At 75.9% G+C, this 19,263-nt stretch carries 22 protein-coding genes; 12 read left to right on the top strand and 10 right to left on the bottom strand.

Going from position 1 to position 19,263, the window contains the following annotated elements; all coding sequences use genetic code 11:
* Positions 1 to 91: 91 nt before the first annotated feature.
* Positions 92 to 1,231: an endonuclease/exonuclease/phosphatase family protein gene (locus tag ABWU78_RS01300; RefSeq protein ID WP_439157329.1), complete on the top strand. Its 1,140-nt coding sequence runs from the start codon at positions 92 to 94 to the stop codon at positions 1,229 to 1,231.
* On the opposite strand, the gene ABWU78_RS01295 is transcribed toward ABWU78_RS01300, so the two are convergent.
* Complete coding sequence (locus ABWU78_RS01295) at positions 1,207 to 1,917, bottom strand: nucleoside/nucleotide kinase family protein (RefSeq protein ID WP_439157328.1); 711 nt, start codon at positions 1,915 to 1,917, stop codon at positions 1,207 to 1,209. The two genes, ABWU78_RS01300 and ABWU78_RS01295, sit on opposite strands and share 25 nt — an antisense overlap.
* 139 nt (positions 1,918 to 2,056) lie before the next feature.
* On the opposite strand from ABWU78_RS01295, the gene ABWU78_RS01290 reads away from it, so the two are divergent.
* Complete coding sequence (locus tag ABWU78_RS01290) at positions 2,057 to 2,629, top strand: dihydrofolate reductase family protein (protein WP_439157327.1); 573 nt, start codon at positions 2,057 to 2,059, stop codon at positions 2,627 to 2,629.
* Between the two features lie 18 nt (positions 2,630 to 2,647).
* Here the strand turns inward: ABWU78_RS01290 and ABWU78_RS01285 are convergent, their stop codons facing one another.
* Positions 2,648 to 3,433, bottom strand: a complete 786-nt coding sequence (locus tag ABWU78_RS01285; RefSeq protein WP_439157326.1) for a helix-turn-helix domain-containing protein — start codon at positions 3,431 to 3,433, stop codon at positions 2,648 to 2,650.
* Between the two features lie 172 nt (positions 3,434 to 3,605).
* On the opposite strand from ABWU78_RS01285, the gene ABWU78_RS01280 reads away from it, so the two are divergent.
* From ABWU78_RS01280 to ABWU78_RS01270, 3 genes are read left to right on the top strand one after another with little or no spacing between them, the layout of a single operon-like run.
* Entirely contained in the window at positions 3,606 to 4,646 is a 1,041-nt protein-coding gene (locus ABWU78_RS01280; RefSeq protein WP_439157325.1) for an ABC transporter substrate-binding protein, read from the top strand.
* Entirely contained in the window at positions 4,646 to 6,421 is a 1,776-nt protein-coding gene (locus tag ABWU78_RS01275; protein ID WP_439157324.1) for a siderophore-interacting protein, read from the top strand. The genes ABWU78_RS01280 and ABWU78_RS01275 overlap by 1 nt, the downstream gene beginning before the upstream one ends.
* Before the next feature lie 57 nt (positions 6,422 to 6,478).
* Positions 6,479 to 6,697, top strand: coding sequence for a DUF4440 domain-containing protein (locus tag ABWU78_RS01270; protein ID WP_439157323.1), 219 nt, complete (start codon positions 6,479 to 6,481; stop codon positions 6,695 to 6,697).
* Positions 6,698 to 6,710: 13 nt separating this feature from the next.
* Here ABWU78_RS01270 and ABWU78_RS01265 read toward each other — a convergent pair whose 3' ends face one another.
* The gene (locus ABWU78_RS01265; RefSeq protein ID WP_439157322.1) at positions 6,711 to 7,211 is read right to left on the bottom strand and encodes a hypothetical protein; all 501 of its coding nucleotides are present in this window, start codon (positions 7,209 to 7,211) and stop codon (positions 6,711 to 6,713) included.
* A gap of 440 nt (positions 7,212 to 7,651) precedes the next feature.
* Here ABWU78_RS01265 and ABWU78_RS01260 point away from each other — a divergent pair, with 440 nt between their 5' ends.
* Together ABWU78_RS01260 and ABWU78_RS01255 are read left to right on the top strand one after the other, a co-directional pair.
* Entirely contained in the window at positions 7,652 to 9,265 is a 1,614-nt protein-coding gene (locus ABWU78_RS01260) for an ABC-F family ATP-binding cassette domain-containing protein (RefSeq protein ID WP_439157321.1), read from the top strand.
* Between the two features lie 90 nt (positions 9,266 to 9,355).
* A complete protein-coding gene (locus tag ABWU78_RS01255; protein ID WP_439157320.1) occupies positions 9,356 to 10,147 on the top strand; it encodes a hypothetical protein in 792 nt (263 codons plus the stop codon).
* Positions 10,148 to 10,154: 7 nt separating this feature from the next.
* Here the strand turns inward: ABWU78_RS01255 and ABWU78_RS01250 are convergent, their stop codons facing one another.
* The 4 genes from ABWU78_RS01250 to ABWU78_RS01235 are packed head-to-tail and all read right to left on the bottom strand — an operon-like array spanning position 10,155 to position 12,832.
* Positions 10,155 to 10,694 (bottom strand): hypothetical protein, encoded by a 540-nt coding sequence (locus ABWU78_RS01250; protein WP_353709238.1) that lies wholly within the window; start codon positions 10,692 to 10,694, stop codon positions 10,155 to 10,157.
* Between the two features lie 25 nt (positions 10,695 to 10,719).
* Positions 10,720 to 11,130, bottom strand: a complete 411-nt coding sequence (locus ABWU78_RS01245; protein ID WP_439157319.1) for a hypothetical protein — start codon at positions 11,128 to 11,130, stop codon at positions 10,720 to 10,722.
* Between the two features lie 7 nt (positions 11,131 to 11,137).
* A complete protein-coding gene (locus tag ABWU78_RS01240; RefSeq protein ID WP_353709236.1) occupies positions 11,138 to 12,016 on the bottom strand; it encodes an RNA polymerase sigma-70 factor in 879 nt (292 codons plus the stop codon).
* A 57-nt stretch (positions 12,017 to 12,073) separates the two neighbouring features.
* Positions 12,074 to 12,832: an SDR family oxidoreductase gene (locus ABWU78_RS01235; RefSeq protein WP_439157318.1), complete on the bottom strand. Its 759-nt coding sequence runs from the start codon at positions 12,830 to 12,832 to the stop codon at positions 12,074 to 12,076.
* Between the two features lie 133 nt (positions 12,833 to 12,965).
* Between ABWU78_RS01235 and ABWU78_RS01230 the strand changes: the two genes are divergently transcribed.
* Genes ABWU78_RS01230 through ABWU78_RS01220 form a run of 3 tightly spaced genes read left to right on the top strand, consistent with a single transcriptional unit; the run spans position 12,966 to position 14,938 of the window.
* Entirely contained in the window at positions 12,966 to 13,562 is a 597-nt protein-coding gene (locus tag ABWU78_RS01230) for a GNAT family N-acetyltransferase (RefSeq protein WP_439157317.1), read from the top strand.
* A gap of 33 nt (positions 13,563 to 13,595) precedes the next feature.
* Positions 13,596 to 14,102: a VOC family protein gene (locus ABWU78_RS01225; protein ID WP_253049556.1), complete on the top strand. Its 507-nt coding sequence runs from the start codon at positions 13,596 to 13,598 to the stop codon at positions 14,100 to 14,102.
* 20 nt (positions 14,103 to 14,122) lie between these two features.
* Positions 14,123 to 14,938 carry a MerR family transcriptional regulator gene (locus ABWU78_RS01220; protein ID WP_439157316.1) on the top strand — a complete coding sequence of 272 codons (816 nt, stop codon included), beginning with the start codon at positions 14,123 to 14,125 and terminating at the stop codon, positions 14,936 to 14,938.
* Positions 14,939 to 15,050: 112 nt separating this feature from the next.
* Here ABWU78_RS01220 and ABWU78_RS01215 read toward each other — a convergent pair whose 3' ends face one another.
* Entirely contained in the window at positions 15,051 to 15,467 is a 417-nt protein-coding gene (locus tag ABWU78_RS01215) for a VOC family protein (protein WP_253049561.1), read from the bottom strand.
* Between the two features lie 137 nt (positions 15,468 to 15,604).
* On the opposite strand from ABWU78_RS01215, the gene ABWU78_RS01210 reads away from it, so the two are divergent.
* Positions 15,605 to 16,624 carry a helix-turn-helix transcriptional regulator gene (locus tag ABWU78_RS01210; protein WP_353709233.1) on the top strand — a complete coding sequence of 340 codons (1,020 nt, stop codon included), beginning with the start codon at positions 15,605 to 15,607 and terminating at the stop codon, positions 16,622 to 16,624.
* A gap of 64 nt (positions 16,625 to 16,688) precedes the next feature.
* On the opposite strand, the gene ABWU78_RS01205 is transcribed toward ABWU78_RS01210, so the two are convergent.
* On the bottom strand, positions 16,689 to 17,546 hold the full coding sequence (locus ABWU78_RS01205; protein ID WP_439157315.1) for a helix-turn-helix transcriptional regulator: 858 nt from the start codon (positions 17,544 to 17,546) through the stop codon (positions 16,689 to 16,691).
* A 101-nt stretch (positions 17,547 to 17,647) separates the two neighbouring features.
* On the opposite strand from ABWU78_RS01205, the gene ABWU78_RS01200 reads away from it, so the two are divergent.
* On the top strand, positions 17,648 to 18,412 hold the full coding sequence (locus ABWU78_RS01200; RefSeq protein ID WP_439157314.1) for an SDR family oxidoreductase: 765 nt from the start codon (positions 17,648 to 17,650) through the stop codon (positions 18,410 to 18,412).
* Positions 18,413 to 18,445: 33 nt separating this feature from the next.
* Here ABWU78_RS01200 and ABWU78_RS01195 read toward each other — a convergent pair whose 3' ends face one another.
* Positions 18,446 to 19,243, bottom strand: a complete 798-nt coding sequence (locus tag ABWU78_RS01195) for an SCO1664 family protein (protein WP_439157414.1) — start codon at positions 19,241 to 19,243, stop codon at positions 18,446 to 18,448.
* Positions 19,244 to 19,263: the final 20 nt, after the last annotated feature.

Genomic DNA, 19,263 nt, shown 5'->3' with positions numbered 1-19,263 from the left:
CCCGGACCGGGCGTCGTCTCCCTCCCTCCTCGTAGAGCCGGTCCGCGTCTCGCACCCACCCCGGGTCCCGGACCGCGCGAGGGAGACCACGATGGCGAGGTTCCGGATCGGGACGTTCAACGTCGAGAACCTGTTCGAGCGCCCGCGCGCGATGGCAGGCCCGCTCACCGGCGGCAACGCGGTCCTCGCGGCCCACGCCCGCGTCAACGCGCTGATCGCCGAGGAGCGGTACGGCCCGGACGTGCGGGCCGAGATCCTGCAGCACCTGGAGACCCTCGGCCTGCTGCGCTCCGACTCCGCGGCACTCGCGGTGCTGCGCCAGGTGCGCGGCCGGCTCGTGCGCCGCACGGGCTCTCAGGCTGCGGGCACGGCGCGCACCGAGGTCGTCGCGACCGGGCGCGGCGACTGGGTCGGCTGGGTCGACCTCGTCAAGGACCGGGTCGACGAGCTCGCCATGACGCACACCGCCCGGGTCGTCGCCGACGTCGACGCCGACGTGATGGCCGTCGTCGAGGCCGAGAGCCGGGTCGCGCTCAAGCACTTCACGGACGCGGGCGTCGTCACGCCGTCCGGGCGTCCCGTCTACCCGCACGTCATGGTCATCGACGGCAACGACGACCGCGGCATCGACGTCGGGCTGCTCACCACACGGCCGTACCGGATCGGGTCCGTCCGCTCGCACGTCGACGACCGCGACTCGCGCGGGCGCCTGGTGTTCGGCCGCGACTGCCCGGAGTACGTCGTCGAGCTGCCCGACGGCGGCACGCTCACCGTGCTCGTCAACCACTTCAAGTCCAAGGGCTACGGCACGCAGGCCGAGTCCGACGCGACCCGCCGCCGCCAGGCGACCCGCACGGCCGCGATCTACGCGGGCCTGCGCGCCCGCGGCGAGGAGAACGTCGTGGTCGTGGGCGACCTCAACGACACGCCGTCGTCGACCCCGCTGCGCCCCCTGCTGGAGCGGACCGGCCTGCGCGACGTGAGCGAGCACCCCGCGTTCCGCGGCGACGGCCGGCCGGGCACGTACGGCAACGGGACCGCGAGCCAGAAGATCGACTACGTGCTGCTGTCCCCTGCGCTGTTCGAGCGCACCGTCGGCGGGTCCGTGTTCCGCAAGGGCGTGTGGGGCGGCACGAACGGGACCCTGTTCCCCCACTACGACACGATGACGTCGGCGACGCACGCGGCGTCCGACCACGCCGCCCTCTACGCGGACGTGGACCTCGCCTGAGGGGAGAAGGCGATCGCCCCGGACACGACGAGGTCGGCGCGCGACCGCGTCGACTCGACGAGGAGCGCGTTGCGCCCGTCGACCTCGGTGGCCCAGGCGGTCGCGGCCTCGACCGTGCGGCCGTGGCGGGTGTGCCGGTCGACGAGACGACGCTCGCGCTCGGCGTCGCCGGTGCTGCAGAACCACGCCTCGTCGAGCAGGTCGCGCACGCGCCCCCAGGGCTCCTCGCCCACGAGGAGGTAGTTCCCCTCGACCACGACGACGCGGTGCCCCGGGTCGACGGCGACCTCCCCGGCCACGGGCTCGTCGACCTCGCGGTGGAACGACGGCGCGTACACGGTGCGGTCGCACTCGTCGCGCACCCGGCGCAGCAGGGCGACGAAGCCGTCGCCGTCGAACGTGTCGAGCGCGCCCTTGCGGTCGTGGCGGCCGAGCCGGTCGAGCGTCGCGTTCGCGAGGTGGAAGCCGTCCATCGGCAGGTGCACCGCCTCCGGACCGAGCGCCTCGACGAGTCGGAGCGCGAGCGTCGTCTTGCCCGCACCGGGGCTGCCGGTGATCCCGACGACGACCCGACCGTCCCCCGACCGTTCCGCCAGCGCGCGCACCCGCGCGAAGAGCGCGGCCAGGTCGGCGAGCCCGGCGGGGGTGCAGGGCAGGTCGGGCGAGGCGTCGTACTCGGCGGTCATGGAACCAGTGTCCCGTGGTCGACGACGTCGCCGCGCCGCGTCCGTGCGACGGTCCCCGCGCGGTCGATGAGTCGCGCGTCCCGGTCGGGTCTCACCCTCGACCGACGGAACACGGAGCACGGAGCACGAAGGAGACGACATGGCCACGGTGGTCGCAGGAGCGGCGGTCTCGCTCGACGGGTACGTCCAGGACGCCGACGGGAGCATCGAGGCGCTCTACGCGGACTTCGAGGAGCTGCGGCGCAGCGCGTACCTGCGGGCGCTCCAGGAGCAGACCGGCGCCGTCCTCATGGGCCGGCGCACGTACGACATGGCTCCGGACCCCGACGGCTACGCGGACGGCTACGAGTTCCAGGTGCCGATCTTCGTCGTCACGCACACGCCCCCGGCCGTCGCCCCCCAGCGCAACGAGCGGCTGTGGGTCACGTTCGTCACGGACGGCGTCGAGTCGGCGGTTCGGCAGGCCGCCGCGGCCGCGGGCGACCGCGACGTGACGTTCATCGGGGGCGCGGACCTGTTCCACCAGCTCCTGGCCGCGGGGCTCGTCGACGAGCTCGCGGTCGAGGTCATGCCGGTCCTGCTCGGGGGCGGCGTGCGCCTGTTCGACGGCGACGCGCCGGCAGTGCTGGAGAAGGTGCGCGTCGACGAGGTCGGCGCGCGCACCGCGCTGCGCTACCGGATCGTCCGGACGGCCCCGACCGGGCGGGAGTAGGCCGGGCGCGGGGCGCCGTCAGGCGCTCGCCGCCACGACCCGCGCGCCCGCGGCCTCACCGTGCGGGGCCGCGAGCGCCGCGACCGGGTCGCGCGCGAGGTCGGCGACGGGCAGCCCCGTCTCCCGGCTCAGGGCACGCAGCAGTCCGGCCCGGGAGGCGTACCCGGCGGCACGCGCGGCGGCGTCGAGGTGCGAGCCGCCGCGCAGCCGCGCGATCGCGACGTTGAGGTGCGCCCGCGTGCGCCAGCGGCCGAACGCGAGCCCGGTCTCCTCGACGAAGAGGCGCTGGACGTGCCGCGCGCTCGCGCGCCGCCGTTCGGCGAGCTCGTCGAGCGTCGCGACGCCGCGGCGCGCGTCCTGGGCGACGGCCCGCGCGACCGGGTGCACCGGCAGCCGCAGGACGAAGTAGTCGCCCGCGAGGCCGCGCAGGACGTCCTCGAGGGCGGCGCGGAAGGGAGCGACCTGCGCGGGCGTCGCCGGGGCCGCGCACAGCACCGCCGTGAGGACGGTGGTCAGCGCGGGCACGACGCCGAGACGGTGGACGCGCGCGGGCGGCTCGACCCCCGGGGAGAGCACGGGACCGAGCGCCATCGAGTCGCCGGGAAGGCGCATCGCGTGCGGGACGTGCGGGGCGAGCCAGAGGTTCTCGTGCGTGCGCAGGGTCAGGGGCGTGCCGTCCACGACGAGCTCCGCGGTGCCGGTGACGACGTGCACGAGGTGCGGCTCGTCGTGGGCGTGGGTGTCGTGCCCGAGGAAGCGGACGGAGTGCTCGGGGACGACGGCGCCCAGCGCGGTCGGCGTCATGCGCGCTCCTCTCCCCCGGGCCCGGCTGGTCCGGGTCGGTGTGTCGTGTCCGGGACGGGCCGTGTCACGTTCGGACGCGGTTCGTCGCTCAGGTGTGGTTAGCCTAACCTCGCGAGGAGCGCCCCGGTACGCCGTGCGGGCCCCGCGTCCCTGCTGCCGAGTGTGAGGTTCCATGCTGTCGTCACGCCGTCCCGCCCGCCGTCCGATCGCCGCGCTGGCCGCGCTCGCCGCCGCGTCGCTCGCCCTGGCGGGCTGCTCCGCCGGGACGACGCCGTCCGGCTCCGGTGCCGAGCCGTCCGGCGGTCCCGGCTCGGCCGCGTCCGAGACCGCCGCCGAGCGGGTCGTGGCGACCGACCAGGGCGACGTCGCCGTCCCGACCGACCCGCAGCGCGTCGTCGTGCTCAATCACGCCCTGGCGGGCTACCTGTACGAGCTCGACGTCCCCGTGCTCGCGACGGTGCCCGAGGTGACGGACGACCCGGACCCGAAGTTCTCGCCGTTCTGGGAGGACCAGGCCGAGGCGGACGGCACCGAGCTCATCGAGTGGAGCGCCGACGGCTTCAACCTCGAGGCGATCCTCGCCCTGGAGCCCGACCTCATCGTGGGCGGCGGGTGGGGCTTCCCGCTCAAGCAGGCCACCGACGTCTACGACGGCCTGAGCCAGATCGCCCCGACGGTGCTCGTGAGCGGCACCTACACGACGTGGCAGGAGCAGTTCGAGTTCCTCGCCGTCGACGTGTTCGACGACGCCGAGCGGTTCGACGAGCTGACCACGGGGTACGACGAGCGCCTCGCCCAGGTGGGCGAGTCCATCACCGTCCCCGCGGGCGAGACGGCGTTCCTCGCGCTCACGTCCGAGGGCAAGACGTTCGCGCTCAACGAGGGCGAGGGCCTGCCCGCGATCTTCGAGCGGCTCGGGTTCGCGGTCCAGCCGATCCAGGCGCAGACGGGCGCCGAGCCGTACACGCCGGGCGGCGACATGTTCGAGGTGTCGGCCGAGCAGGTGACGTCCGTGGTCACGGCGCCGAACGTGTTCGTCATCGGCTTCAACGGCGCGGAGATCGACGTCGACGCGCTCGCCGCCGACCCGGTGTACGCGGTCCTGCCGTCGTTCTCCGCGGGCCACGCGCACGAGCTGCCGACGTGGACCATCCGCGGCGACTACCACGAGGCCATGGGGCTCCTCGACGTCGTCGAGGAGCAGTTCTCCTGATGGCCCAGCACCGCCTGCGCACGCACCCGCTGGTGCTGCGACGCGTCGAGGTGGCGCGCGTCGTCGACGTGACGCCCCGCATGCGCCGCGTGACTCTCGCCGGGCCCGAGCTCGGGGCGTTCGAGCGCGACGGCCTGCCGATGCCCGCGTTCGACGCGCCGTGGTTCGACGACCACGTGAAGATCGTCCTCGCGTCCGACGGCGACGTCGCGTCCGCGCTGCCCGTGCAGCGCGCGCACGGGATCGACTGGCCGCCCGCGCCGAACCGGCAGGGTCGCGACTACACGCCGCGCCGCTGGGACGCGGCGGCGGGCGAGCTCGACCTCGACCTCGTGCTGCACGGCGACGGTCCGGCCGCGGCGTGGGCGCAGACGGCGCGCCCGGGCAGCGAGCTGTGGTTCGTCGGGCCCAAGGCGTCGACCGTCTGGCCCGACGACGTCGACTGGGCGCTGCTCGCCGGCGACGAGACGGCGCTGCCGGCGATCGGGCGCTTCCTCGACGAGCGGCCGGTCGACGTCCCCGTCCAGGTCGTCGTGACCATCGGTGCCGAGTCCGCACGGCAGGACCTCGCGCTGCGCGAGGGCGACACCGTGCGGTGGGTCGTCGCGCCGGAGGGCGACCGCGCCGCGCTCGACGAGGCTGTGCGCGCCCTGGAGTGGTGGCCCGGCCAGGTCTACGCGTGGGCGGCGAGCGAGAGCCGCGCGCTCCTGCCGGTGCGGCGCTACCTGACGCGCGAGCGCGCCGTGCCGCGCACCCACGTCGACGTCACGGGCTACTGGCACGCCGAGCCGGCGCCCTCCCCCGTACCCGCTCAGGGGCCGGCGGCCGAGGCGGAGCCGCAGCCCACGGGGGTCCCGTCTCCCGTGCCGTGGTTCGCGACCCGCGCCGCGCTGCAGCTCGGCCTGCTCGACGAGCTCGGCGCGGGGCCGCGCGACCTCGCGGCCCTCGCCGGGGCGGCGCACATCGCGCCGGGCGCGGTACGCGCCCTCGCGGACGTGCTCGCGGCGTCGGGCGTGGTGAGGCTCGACGGCGACACGGTCGCCCTGGGCGACGCGGGCGAGGACCTCCTCGACGACGAGCACGAGCGCGAGGAGTACGTGGGGCTGGAGGCGGACGCGATCCTGGCGCTCGCGGCGCTCGCCCCCGCGCTCCGCGACGGCGTCCCGGCGTGGTCGCGCTCGCGCGGCCGGACGCTGCGCGCCGAGGTCGAGACCGACGCCGCGCGCGCCACGGAGGTCGTCGAGGGCGCGGACGTGCTCCCGTACGTGCTCACGGGACTCGCGACCTGGCCGGTGTGGGCGGACGCGCGGACCGTCGCGCTCGGCGGACCCGGCGCGCTCGTCGTCGCCGACCTGCTCGTCGAGGTTCCCGGCGAGCGCACGACGACGCTCGTCGAGGACGCCGTCCCGCTCGAGGTCCTGCGCGAGCAGGCGGGGTCCGGCACAGCGCACGCCGCGGCCGTGGCCTGGCCGGTCGCCGACGTCGCCGTGTGCGTGCTCGGGGCCGGCCACCGCACCGACGACGAGGTCGTCGACCTCCTCGCCGCGATGCGCGCCGCCGCCCCGCGCGCCGTCCTCGTCGAGGACTTCACGCCCGACGGGCTCAGCCCCCACGCGCGCGAGCACGCGCTGCTCGCCCTGGCCACGACCGGGGCCGCGCCGCGCACGCCCGACGACGTCGCACGCCTCGCCGGGCGCGCGGGCTGGGGCGTCGTCCACCACGAGGCGCTCGGCTGGGGCGTCGAGCGGGTCGAGCTCACGGCCCGCGACGCCTGAGGTCGGTCGTCCTCGTCGGGCGCGTGACCAGCACGAACGGCGCCGAGGCACCGAGGCGTGCCCGCCTCCGGACGGATCACCCGCCTGGAGGAGGAGTCGCTCGACGTCCAGGAGGACGCCGCGAGCGGGGTAACCCGGTTGGTCGCCGCCGTGGAGGCGCTCCAGGACGGCACCGCAGCAGCCGCGCGGTCGACCTGCACGCGCGTCTGGGTGCGCACGGGCGAGGGCTGGCGCGTCCTGGCCGCCACGCTCGCTCCCGCGGCCGACCCTGCCTGAACGGGCCCTCGCGTCACCCGCCGGTGAACATGGCGATGGTGAGCGGCGCGCCGACCGCGTCGCACGCGTCGCCGAGGTCGCTCGCGGCGGCGTCCCACTCCGCGGAGCGCACGCCGGTCGGCTCCGCGGAGGCCCCGGAGGCGACCGGAGCGGCCGCCTGCAGCTCGCCGATCGCCGTCTGCACGGCGCTGTCCCCGCCGGAGGGCACGCGGTCGAGCACGCGGGTCGCCAGCCGGTACCAGCCGTCGTGCTCCTGCGCGTCCATGCGGCCGTCGGCGAGGGCGACGTCGGCGTTCTCCACGATCGTCAGCACGTCGCCGAACGCGGTGCAGAGGTCCGCGTCGACCGGGGCGTCGCCCTCCGGCGCGACACCCGGCGAGTCCGCCTGGGCCGCGGCACCGGACGGGGCCGCCTCGATCTCCCCTGCCGAAGCCCCGCCGCCGGCGCTGCAGCCGCCCATCGCCGCAGCGCTCAACACCACCGCCGAGAGCGCTGCCCACCGTCGTGCTCGCATCCGTGCCTGCTCCCCGATCTCGAAGTCTGCTAGGTCCGACGTACGGCCGAGAGTCTGCCGCCGTTCCCCCCTCGACGCGAGGGTGACACGCGCGAGCAGGACCCCCGCCGCCGAACCCGGGATCGCTCCCCGCCGGACGTCGCGGGTGAGGAGGAAGCCCGGGCTCGTGCGCGCTCGGGATCGTGCCCACGCCTCGCCGACAGGCGGCGCTGATAGCATCGGCACGTGCTCATCGAGGTCGACAGACTCTAGCCGCCGAGCCGTCGGCGGCCCGTCCCAGCGCACCCTCTCGCCCCGGCTCCGTGACGGAGTCTCCGCGGGCGACCCCTCCTGGCTCTCGCCGAGGCCTCGTCGTGCCTGGACCTGCCGCACCGCTCCGCGCCGCCCTGTCCTCCCCCGGCACGACCCTGCCCGCGCCACGCGGGTCCGAGGAGCTCCTCATGTCCACCCTGCACCGCTCCGCGGTGACCCTCACCGACCTCACGTTCGAGTGGCCCGACGGCACCGTCGCGCTCTCGCACCTCACCGGCACGTTCGGCGTCGGCCGTACGGGCCTCGTCGGCGACAACGGCGCCGGCAAGTCCACCCTCCTGCGCCTGGTCGCGGGCCTGCTTCGACCGACCGCGGGGCGCGTCACGACGACCGGAGACGTCGCCTACCTCCCCCAGACCCTGACGCTCGGCCGGGACGCGAGCGTCGCGCGCCTCCTCGGCGTCGACGGCACGCTCGCCGCGCTGCGCGCGATCGAGTCCGGCGACGTCGACGAGCGGCACTTCGACGCGGTCGGCGACGACTGGGACGTCGAGGCGCGCGCCACGCAGGCGCTCGCCGAGATCGGGCTCGACGGCGTGGGCCTCGACCGGCGCGTGGGCGAGCTGTCCGGCGGAGAGTCGATGCTCGTCGCGATCAGCGGGCTGCGCGTGCGACGCAGCGCGATCACGCTGCTCGACGAGCCGACGAACAACCTCGACCGCGGCACCCGCGCGCGGCTCGCGGCGCTCGTCGACGACTGGCCCGGGACGCTCGTCGTCGTGAGCCACGACCTCGACCTGCTCGAGCACATGGACGAGACGGCGGAGCTGCACGCCGGCCGCCTCACCACCTTCGGCGGACCGTACAGCGCCTGGCGCGACCGGCTCGAGGCGGACCAGGCCGCCGCGGCCCAGGCCGCGCGGACGGCCGAGCAGACGCTGCGGGCCGAGAAGCGCCAGCGTGTGGAGGCGGAGACCAAGCTCGCGCGCCGCGAGCGGACCGCGCGCACCGCGCAGGCGAACCGCACGGGGTCGCGCATCTCCATGGGGCTGCGCGCGTCCGCCGCGCAGGTGTCCGCGGGCTCGATGCGCCAGGGCCTGGACGCGAAGGTCCAGGCCGCGCAGGACGCGCTCGACGCCGCCGCGGCCCGCGTGCGCGACGACGAGCACGTGCACCTCGTGCTCCCCGACCCGGACGTGCCGCGCGGGCGCCGCCTCGCGGAGCTGCACGGGACGAACGGGACGGTCGTCGTGCAGGGGCCGGAGCGGGTCGCGCTCGTCGGCGCCAACGGGACGGGCAAGACGACGCTGCTGGAGAACCTCCTCGCCGGGCGGGCACCGGAGCCGGGACGCGCGGGCGGCACGCTGCTCACGGACCGCGCCGGCTACCTGCCCCAGCGCCTGGACGGGCTCGACGACGCCCGCAGCGCGCTCGAGAACGTGCGCGACGGCGCACCCGACGCGGCGCCGGGGACGATCCGCAACCAGCTCGCGCGCCTGCTGCTGCGGGGGTCGAGCGTGGACCGCCCGGTGTCGACGCTGTCGGGCGGCGAACGGTTCCGCGTCTCGCTCGCCCGGCTCCTGCTCGCCGAGCCGCCCGCCCAGCTCCTCGTGCTCGACGAGCCGACGAACAACCTCGACGTGCGCAGCGTCGACCGGCTCGTCGAGGCCCTGTCCGGCTACGCGGGCGCGCTGCTCGTCGTCAGCCACGACGACGGCTTCCTCGCCCGGCTCGGCGTCGACGTCGTGCTCGAGCTGGGCGCGGACGGGACGCTCCACCGCGTCCCCGGACCCGGGCGCTGAGACCCGGCCGGGGCGTCCCGCTCGCCGGGGCGCCCCGGGACCGGCGACGATGGGCCGACAGAGCGTCGGCCGCGCCCGGGAGGTGCACCCGTGGACTGGTACACCGAGCACGTCGTCGACACCGGGCGCGCGCCGGCCCTGTTCGCGCTCGCGGGGTTCGTCGTGACGTTCGTCGTCGTGCGGTCGATCACGCGCCGCATCCGTGCGCGTCGCGAGGCGGGCCCGCCTCCCCCTCCAGGGCCCGGCCCGGCCGCACGGCCCCGGCGTGCCCTGCTGGGCGACGTGTCCGTCGGGGGCGTCCACGTGCACCACCAGGTGTGGGGCATCCTCCTCGTGCTGCTCACGGGGATGCTCGAGTTCCGGTACTCCCCCGGTCACCCGTGGTCGGAGGTGCTCGCCCTCCTGTTCGGGGCGGGCGCCGCGCTCGCGCTCGACGAGTTCGCGCTCTGGCTGTACGTCGACGACGTCTACTGGTCGCAGGAGGGCCAGCGCTCGATCGACGCGATCCTCGTGGGCGGCGCGCTCGGCGGTGCGCTGCTCCTGTCCGCCTCACCGATCGGCGTCACGGCCGACGGCTCGCGGGGTGGCTGGCTCGCGTACACGGTGACCGTCGTGGTCCACCTCGCGCTCGCGTTCGTGTGCATCCTCAAGGGCAAGCTCGCGACGGGCCTCGTCGGGATCGTCGTCCCGGTCGTGGCGTTCGTCGGGGCGGTCCGCCTCGCCAAGCCGACCTCGCCCTGGGCCCGACGGCGGTACGCGCACCGGCCCCACCGGCGCGCCCGCGCGCAGGCACGGTTCGGTGCGCGGTACCGGGCGCGGTGGGAGCGGGTGCGCACCCTCGTGGGCGGTCGCGCCGACGACGACCCGCCGCAGACGACGTAGCGCGGCCTCAGGCCAGGCCGGGCGCGTCCCGCACGACGGCGGCCATCGCGGCCGTGGCGGCGGCGTCGTCGTCCGCGTACGGCCAGTCCGGGCTCGTGGCGCGCGCGTGGTCGTTGAGCGCGCCCAGCACGTCGAGCGCCCGGGTGCCCACGGCGCGGGCGTGCGGCGTGAGGCCGCCCCGGATCTTGAGCTGGCCGAGCACGATCGCCACCTGCGCCCGCGCCTCCGCCGCGAGCGCCGCCTCGTCGAGCGCGCCGGAGCGGAGCCCGTCGGACGCGGCCTCGCGCCCGGCAGCCCAGACGTCCTCCGGCACCCCGAGGTCCCAGGCCGCGAGGAGGCCGTCGACGAACGCGGGCAGCGCGTCGTCGCGCCCGTCGGCCGCGTACCACTCCTCGAGGTCCCGCAGCGCGTCGTGCCCGGAGTCGTTGCCGAACGGCGAGAAGTCCTCGCCCTCGTCGTAGAACGGCTCGGGCGCGAGGGACACGAACGCCGGGTGGCTCGTCGCGGGTGACAGGCCCTCGTCACGGTCGTCGAGGTAGAGCGTCATGGAGCGACACTAGACCTCTGCCGGCTCAGGCGCGTCGGTCGCGGTTCCACCGTTCGAGCTTGGGCGGGCTGAGCACGACCCAGGCCTCGGAGACCCGGTCCGACCGCACCGCCACGCTCACGACCCCCGTCACGACGCCGTCGTGGCGCACGACGAGGCCGTCCGCGCCGTTCACCGAGCACACCGCGACCTCTACCCCCGGCCCCGGTCCCAGGACCCGGCACAGCGCCCGCGCCGTCTCGTCGCCGCCCTCGGCGGCACCGGGGGTCGCGTCGTCGCTGCCGGCGGCGTCGACCCACAGGGTCGCGGCGGGCGCGACGAGGGCGCGCACGGCGTCGCGGTCACCCTCGCCCGTCGCACGGCGGAGCGCGGCGACGACGCGAGCGTGCTGCGCCCCGGCCCCGTCCGGCCCCCTCGACCCGTCTCGCTGCGACATGCCGCGCCTACGCGGAGACGGCCGCGAGCTTGTGCGGGTTCATCATCCACAGCACGCGGTCGATGCCGTCGGCGGTGGCGCGGACCGTGAGCACGGCGAAGAGCTCCCCGTCGCGCGAGAGCGTGACGGCCGGGCGGCCGTTGACGTCGGCCGGTTCGACGTCGACGCCCGCCCAGAAGCGCTCGGCGAACGCGTGGTGGTACTTCGCGACGCGCGGCCGGCCCACGACCGGGAACTTCGAGGCGCGGACCGCTCCCCCGCCGTCGGAGTAGGAGACGACGTCCTCGGCGAAGAGCTGCTCCAGGAGCGCGACGTCACCCGCCTTCGCGGCGGCGACGAACGCGGTGAGCAGGCGGCGCTGGGCCTCCGGGGCGACCGGCGCGCGGCGCTCCTCCCCCAGGTGCCGGCGAGCGCGGCTCACGAGCTGGCGCACGCTCGCCTGCGAGTGCCCGACGATCTCCGCGATCTGCTCGTACGGGTAGTCGAACGCCTCGCGCAGCACGTACGCCGCGCGCTCGGTCGGGGTGAGCTTCTCCAGCAGCATGAGGAGCGCGACCTCGAGCGCCTCGCCCCGCTCGGCCCCGAGGGTCGGGTCGGCGCTCGTGTCGACGGGCTCGGGGAGCCACGGTCCGATGTACGTCTCGCGACGCACGCGCGCGGACTGCGCGACGTTGATCGCGAGCCGCGTCACCGTCGTCGTGAGGAACGCGTCGGGGTTCCGCACCGTGGAGCGGTCGTACGTCTGCCAGCGCACCCATGCGTCCTGGAGCACGTCGTCGGCCTCGGCCGCGCTCCCGAGGATCCGGTACGCGATCCCGAAGAGCCGTCGCCGCGCCGCGCTGAACTGCTGCTCCGCCTGCGCCAGGTCCGTCGCTCGGTCGTCCACGCCCGCCATCCTCGTCGTCCCCCGCATCGTCGGCACCACCGGCCCGTCCGCCCGGCGCTACCGCGCCGTCACCGACCGCTGCCGGCGCCAGTCGGCGAGCCGGGTGCCGCCGACCACCGCGCCGGCTCCCGGGACGAGCGAGTCCTCGGCGAGCGGTGCGCCGAAGTAGCGCGCGTCCGGGTCGGCGACGACCTCGCGCGGGTCGTCGAGCGACGCGAGCGTGGTCCGCACGAGCTCGTCGAGGCGGAACTCCTCAGGACCCGCGACCTCCACGATGCCGCGCACCGGCGTCCCCGTGGCCACGTCCGCCACCGCGACGGCGACGTCGGCGGCGGCGACCGGCCGGAACCGCACCGGTGCGAGGTGCACGACGCCGTCCTGCGTGGCGCCGTCGGTGATGGCCTGGAGGAACTCGAAGAACTGCGTCGCGTGGACGATCGAGTACGGCACCTGCGAGCCCGTGATCAACTCCTCCTGCGCGATCTTCGCGCGGAAGTACCCGCTCTCGGCCAGGCCCTGGGTGCCCACGACGGAGAGCGCGACATGGTGCCCGACGCCCGCCGTCGCCTCGGCCGCCAGGAGGTTGCCCGTCGAGGTGCGGAAGAAGTCGAGGACCGCCTGGTCCTCGAACGAGGGCGAGTTCGAGACGTCGACGACGACGTCGGCGCCCTCGAGCACCTCGGCGACGCCCTCCCCGGTGAGGGTGTCGACGCCCGATCCGGGCGAGGCGGGGACGGCCTCGTGGCCGCGGTCCCGCAGCACGGTGACGAGCTTCGAGCCGATGAGCCCCGTACCGCCGATCACGACGATCTTCATGGTGTCCTCCTGTCGCTGGGTGCGGCACGTGCCGCCCTGTCACCCCTGTCGACCGGACGCCCGCGCCGCGCGTGACACGTCCCGGCGGCAATCTGCTCGATCCCCGTCCGGGAGGCGTGCCAGGGTGGTGCCCATGGCCGACACCACCGACGTCCGTCCGGACGCCCTCGACCGGGTCGCGTGGCCCGTGGCGACCCCGCGCCTCTCGCTGCGCCGCGCCCGGCCCGACGACGCCGACGCGCTCTTCGCCTACCGCAGCCTGCCCGCGGTGGACCGATGGCTCTCCCGGCGGTTCGTGAGCGTCGAGGAGTGGCGCGTCCACCACGGCGAGCCCGACCGGCTCGCGACGACGCTCGTCGTGGAGCACGACGGCGAGGTCGTGGGCGACCTCTACCTCGCGGTGCGCGACGGCTGGGCGCAGCAGGACGTCGTCGACCGCCCCCGACCGGACGAGGCGGAGATCGGCTGGGCGTTCTCGCCGTCGCACCAGGGACGCGGCTACGCGACGGAGGCCGTCCGCGCCCTGCTGCAGGTGTGCTTCGAGGACCTCGGCCTGCGGCGGGTCGTCGCGAACGCGTTCGCGGACAACGAGCCCTCGTGGCGCCTCATGGAGCGCGTGGGCATGCGGCGCGAGGGCGTGGGCGTGCGGGACTCGCTGCACCGCGACCTCGGCTGGGTCGACGGCGTGACGTACGCGCTGCTGGCCGACGAGCCGCGCGACGGCGCTTGACCCTCACGCGGCGTCAGGGCGCACGCTCGCCGCATGACCGACACGTACCCCGCCTTCGACCTGTCCCCCGTCCCCGCCCCCGGGCCCGACGCCGTCGCCCCCGAGCCGTTCCGCGGCATCTACGGCATGCCGCAGTTCGTCACCGTCCCGACGGCGGACCTCGCCGCGTCCGTCGACCTGTGGACCCGCGGCCTCGGGTTCTTCGACCTCTTCTCCGTCCCGGGCGGCGTCGTGCACCTGCGGCGCTGGGCGTTCCAGGACGTCCTGCTCGTCCCGGGGACGCCCGCGCCCGGGCCGAGCGCGCTCACCGTCAGCTTCTCGTGCGTGCTGTCGCAGCTCGACGGGATCGTCGCCGCGTGCGAGGACGTCTCGCCCGGGAGCACGACCGGTCCCCGCGAGATGCCGTGGGGCTCCGTCGAGGTCGAGGTCCGCACGCCCGAGAACACGCGGGTCGTCATGACCGCGGCGCGACCGTACGACCCCGACAGCGACGCCGCGCGGTTCCTCGACGGCATCGGGATCGAGGCTCCCCGGTCGTGACCGCTGAGACACTGGGACGCGTGACCTCGGATCCCCGGCCTCGTCGCGTCGGCGACGCGCTCACCGTCGGCGACGCGGCGGCCGCGGTCGGTGTCACCGTGCGGACGCTGCACCACTGGGACGCCGTCGGGCTCGTCCGCCCGTCGGCGCGCACCTCGGCGGGCTACCGGCTGTACGCGCCGACCGACGTCGCGCGCCTGCGCCGGGTCGCGGCGTACCGCGAGCTCGACGTCGCGCTCGAGGACATCCCCGAGCTGCTCGACGCGCCCGGGGACGACGCTGTCGATGCCCTGCGCCGCCACCGCGCGCTGCTCGGCGAGCGCATCGCGCGCATGGAGCGGACGGCACACGCGCTCGACCGGCTCCTCGACGCCCGGGAGCGCGGCCTGCTCCTGACCCCGGCGGAGCAGGTCGCGCTGTTCGGCGAGACGTGGGACCCGGCGTGGCCCGCCGAGGCGCGCGAGCGCTGGGGAGACACCCCGCAGTGGGCGCAGTACGCGGAGCGGTCCGCCGAGCGGTCGCTCGACGACTGGCAGGACCTCGCCGACACCGTCGCCACGCTCGAGGCCGACCTCGCCGCCGCGTGCCGGGACGGCGTCGAGCCGACGTCCGCGCAGGGTCTGGCGCTGGCCGAGCGCCATCGCGCCTCGATCGGCGCGCACTTCGACTGCACCCCGGCCCGGCACGTGTGCCTGGCCCGGCGGTTCGTCGAGGACGAGGGGTTCCGGGCGCACTACGACGGTCTGGCGCCCGGCCTGGCCACGTGGCTCCGCGCCGCGGTCGAGGCGAACGCACGCTCCTGCGGCGTGGACCCCGCGACGGCCACCTGGGACTGACGACGGCGGCACCGGACACGACCCGCCGCCGTCCGCCACGACGCGTGCACGCCGCGCGCCACGCCGCGGCTGCGGCCGGAGCGCCCCGGGCGAGGGGCGCCCCGGCTCCGGGTCAGCGGCTCGCCGCGACGTCGAGCACCCAGGTCACGCCGAACCGGTCGGTGAGCATCCCGTACGCGGGCGCCCAGTCGGACGACGCCAGGGGCGCGACGACGGTCGCCCCGTCCACGAGCGCGTCCCAGTAGCCGCGGACCTCCTCGACGTCGTCGCCACGCACGGAGACGAAGAACGGTGCCTCGCCCGGGCTCCAGGGGCGTCCCGCCGGGACGTCGTACGCCATGACGCGGAACCCGCTCGGCGCGCTGACCTGGCCCCAGACGACGAGGTCGGCCTCGCCCGGGTCCGGGGCCTGGCCCAGGTCGCCGTACGTGGTGAGGACGAGGTCGCCGCCGAACACCGAGCGGTAGTGCTCGAGCGCGGCGCGGGCGTCGCCGCGGAAGTTGAGGTGCGGGGTCGTCTGGACGGACATGGTGTCTCCTTCGGGTCGGTCGTCGGGGCCGCGGGTCGCGGCGCCCGAGCTCCCGGGCTCGCCGCCCGGGCTCATGACGACGACTCTTCCGGCCAATGCGGGCGGATAGCGCCCGCATGGTGCGCGAGCATGGGGGCATGACCGAGACGTCGCGCCGGACCCTCCTCCTGCTCTCGCTCCTCCAGGCGCACCCGGACCGGACGGGCCCCGAGCTCGCGCACCGGCTCGGCGTCGACCCTCGGACCGTGCGCCGCGACGTCGAGCGCCTCCGCGACCTCGGTTACCGCGTCGTCGCGACCCGCGGGCGCGACGGCGGGTACCGCCTCGACGCGGGCGCCGAGCTCCCGCCCCTGCTGTTCGACGACGCGCAGGTCGTCGCGCTGGCGGTGGCGCTGCGGACCGTCGCGACGAGCGGGTCCGGGGACGCGATCGCGGAGGCGTCGGTGCGGGCGCTCGCGACCGTGCGCCAGGTGCTGCCCGCGCGGCTGCGCCACCGGGCCGACGCGGTCGACGTCGTGCCGGTGCCCGCGGGTCCCGGCCGCTCCACGCCCGCCGTCGACCTCGACGTGCTGCTCGCGGTGAGCGCCGCGGTGCGCCGACGCGAGGTGCTGCGCCTCGACTACGCGGCGCCGGGCCCTACGGGTGAGCACGACGGCCGGGCTGCTGCGCCCGCGGCGCCGCGCCGCGTGGAGCCGCACCACGTCGTCGTGCGCGACGGGCGCTGGTACCTCCTCGCGTGGGACCTCGACCGTGACGACTGGCGCACGTTCCGCCTCGACCGGACGACGCCGCGCGTCCCGACCGGGCCGCGCTTCACGCCCCGCGAGGTGCCGGGCGGGGACGCCGGCGCGTTCGTCGCGGCCCGGTTCGCCGGCTCCGGGCGGGCGCCCGCCCCGGGCTGGTCGTGCACGGGGTGGGTCGAGCTCGCCGCGCCCGCGCCCGCCGTCGCGCCGTTCGTCGAGGACGGCACGGTCGAGGCGCTCGGCCCGGACCGGTGCCGGGTCGTCCTGGGCTCGTGGTCGTGGGTCGCGCTCGCCGCCCGCGTCGCGGCGTTCGACGCCGACGTCCTCGCCGCCGGCCCGGACGAGCTCGTCGCGGCGTGCGCGACCGTCGCCGAGCGGCTGGCGCCGCACGACATGACCGCACCCGCGTCGTAGGGTGCGATCCGCTCCCCAGGACGCCGCCGAGTCGCCGACGCGCGCGTCCGTCCTGGTCGACGCGTCAGCGGGCGCGACCCTCGACGGCCAGGCCCTGCGTCCCCACGACCGCGAGCAGGCGGATCCTGTCCTCCGCCTCCGTGCCCGGTGCCGCCGTCAGCACGAGCAGCACCTGCTGCTGGTCCTCCGTCAGCAGCGCCTGGCAGTCGACCTCGATCTCCCCCACGACCGGGTGCACGAGGACCTTGTGGTCGACGAAGCGTCGCGCGACCTCCTGCCGCTCCCAGAGCTCGGCGAACTCGGGGCTCGTGCGCCGCAGCTCGCGCACCAGCCGCCCGGCACGCGAGTCCCGGCCGAGCACCGCGACCGCCGAGCGCAGGCTCGCCACGAGCGCGCGCCCCTGGCGTTCCCTGTCGTCCTCGGGATAGATCGTGCGCGCCGTCTCCGGGTGAGCGAACCACCGGTAGATCTCGCTGCGGTCCCACCCCGTGTACGCCGTCGCGTCGCCGTACAGCGCACGGGCCAGGTCGTTCTGCGCGAGCGTCTCGCCGAGGGGGTTCAGGATCAGCGCCGGGGTGTCGCCCAGCCGGTCGAGCACGCGCTGCAGCGCGGGCGCCACGTGGCCGGGGTCGGTCGCCCGGTCGGGGACCCCGTGCCCGCCGACCCGGAAGAGGTAGTCGCGCTCGTCGTCGGACAGGCGCAGCGCCCGCGCGATCGACGCGAGCATCTGGGTGCTGGGCTGCGGGCCGCGCTGCTGCTCCAGGCGCGTGTAGTAGTCCGTCGACATGAGCGCGAGCTGCGCGACCTCCTCGCGGCGCAGCCCCGGTGCCCGACGGCGCAGCCCCGGCGGGAGGCCGACGTCCCCCGGCTGCAGAGCCTCCCGGTGGCGGCGGAGGAAGTCGGCGAGCGCGGCGCGGTCCATGCGTCCCATCGTCCGGGGCGCGCGGCGCGCGTGCCAGGGATCGCCGGTCCCCCGTTCACCGGACTCTGCCGCGCGCGTCGCCGCGCGCCCAGGATCGAGGCATGGACCTCACGAACAGCACCGTCTTCATCCCCGGCGCGACGAGCGGCATCGGCCTGGCGCTCGCCGTCGCGCTCCACGAGCAGGGCAGCACCGTCGTCGTCGGCGGCCGCCGCACCGCGCTGCTGGAGCAGATCGCGGCCGAGCACCCCGGCATCGACACCGTGCGCGTCGACACGACCGACCCGGAGAGCATCGCCTCCGCCGCGAAGGAGGTGCTCGAGCGCCACCCCGACCTCGACACGCTCGTCGCCATGGCGGGCATCATGCGCGCCGAGGACTGGCACCACCCCGAGGGGTTCCTCGACACCGCCGAGGAGATCGTCACGACGAACGTGCTCGGGCCGATCCGACTCGTCGGCGCGTTCGTCGAGCACCTGCAGACCCGGCCGCGCGCGACCATCGTCACCGTGTCGTCCGGGCTGGCGTTCGCCCCGCTCGCGGTCACCCCGACGTACGACGCGTCCAAGGCCGCGATCCACATGCTCAGCGAGGCGCTGCGGCTCCAGCTCGCGGACACGAGCGTCGACGTCGTCGAGCTCGTCCCCCCGTCGGTGGCGACCGACCTCATGCCCGGCCAGCGCGAGAGCGCGTTCGCCATGCCGCTCGACGAGTTCGTCACCGAGGTCGTCGAGCTGCTGCGCACGCAGCCCGACGCGCACGAGATCCTCGTGGAGCGCGTGAAGTTCCTCCGGTACGGAGAGGCCCGCGGCGACTACGACGAGGTCGTGCGCGTGCTCAACGCCTCGGACCCGCACGGCCGCTGAGCCGCGGGACGTCGGGCGCGTGCGATCGGGAGGTCAGAAGAGCGGCCACGGGACGGCGGGCATGCCGCCCGACGGCGCCGGGAACCGTGCCGCCCCGAGCAGGCGGTCGCAGCGCTCGGCGAGCGCGGTCACCTCGTCGGGCGCGAGGAGCTCCGCGAGCCGGCGGCCGAGAGCACCGTCGGGGTCGGCGCCGCCGCCCGTGCCGAGGCTCGCGCGCACGCGCTCCACGCCCGCGAGCTCGTCGGCGTCGAGGCGCTCGCCGAGCCAGCCCCAGAGCACCGTCCGCAGCTTGGGCTCGACGTGGAAGGTGACGCCGTGGTCGACGCCGAGGCGCCGCCCGTCGGGCAGCGGCAGCACGTGCCCGCCCTTGCGGTCCGCGTTGTTCACGACCGCGTCGAACACGGCCATGCGCCGCAGCGCGGGTGTGTCCTCGTGGACCACGCTCACCGGGCGGTCCTCCTCGTCGACGCCCTCGAGCACCGTCCGCACGCCGTCCGGCGGGACGTCGCCCGTCGGGACGACGTCGACCGGCGACTGCGTCGCGTCGACCTCCTGCCAGAGCTGGACCATGCCCGGACCCAGCGGGCCGTCGCGCAGCCACGTACGCGGCACGATCCCCCAGCCGAGCGACTCCGAGACGAGGTACGCGGCCACCTCCCGGGCCGCGAGGGTGCCGTCCGGGAAGTCCCACAGCGGCTTCTCCCCCGCCACCGGCTTGTACACGACCGAGACCTCGCCGACCCGGGCGAGGAAGGTCGCGTTCGACGCGGCACGGATGCGTCCGACGACCTCGAGCGGCGCGGTGTCGAGCGGCGTCGTGTCGGGCGGCATCGCGTCGAACGGCGTCGTGT

Source organism: Cellulosimicrobium sp. CpK407 (genome assembly GCF_051844275.1).
GTDB classification, from domain to species: Bacteria; Actinomycetota; Actinomycetes; order Actinomycetales; family Cellulomonadaceae; genus Cellulosimicrobium; species Cellulosimicrobium cellulans_G.
Note: the sequence above shows the minus strand (reverse complement) of the source record. Positions and strands in the feature narration are given on the sequence as shown.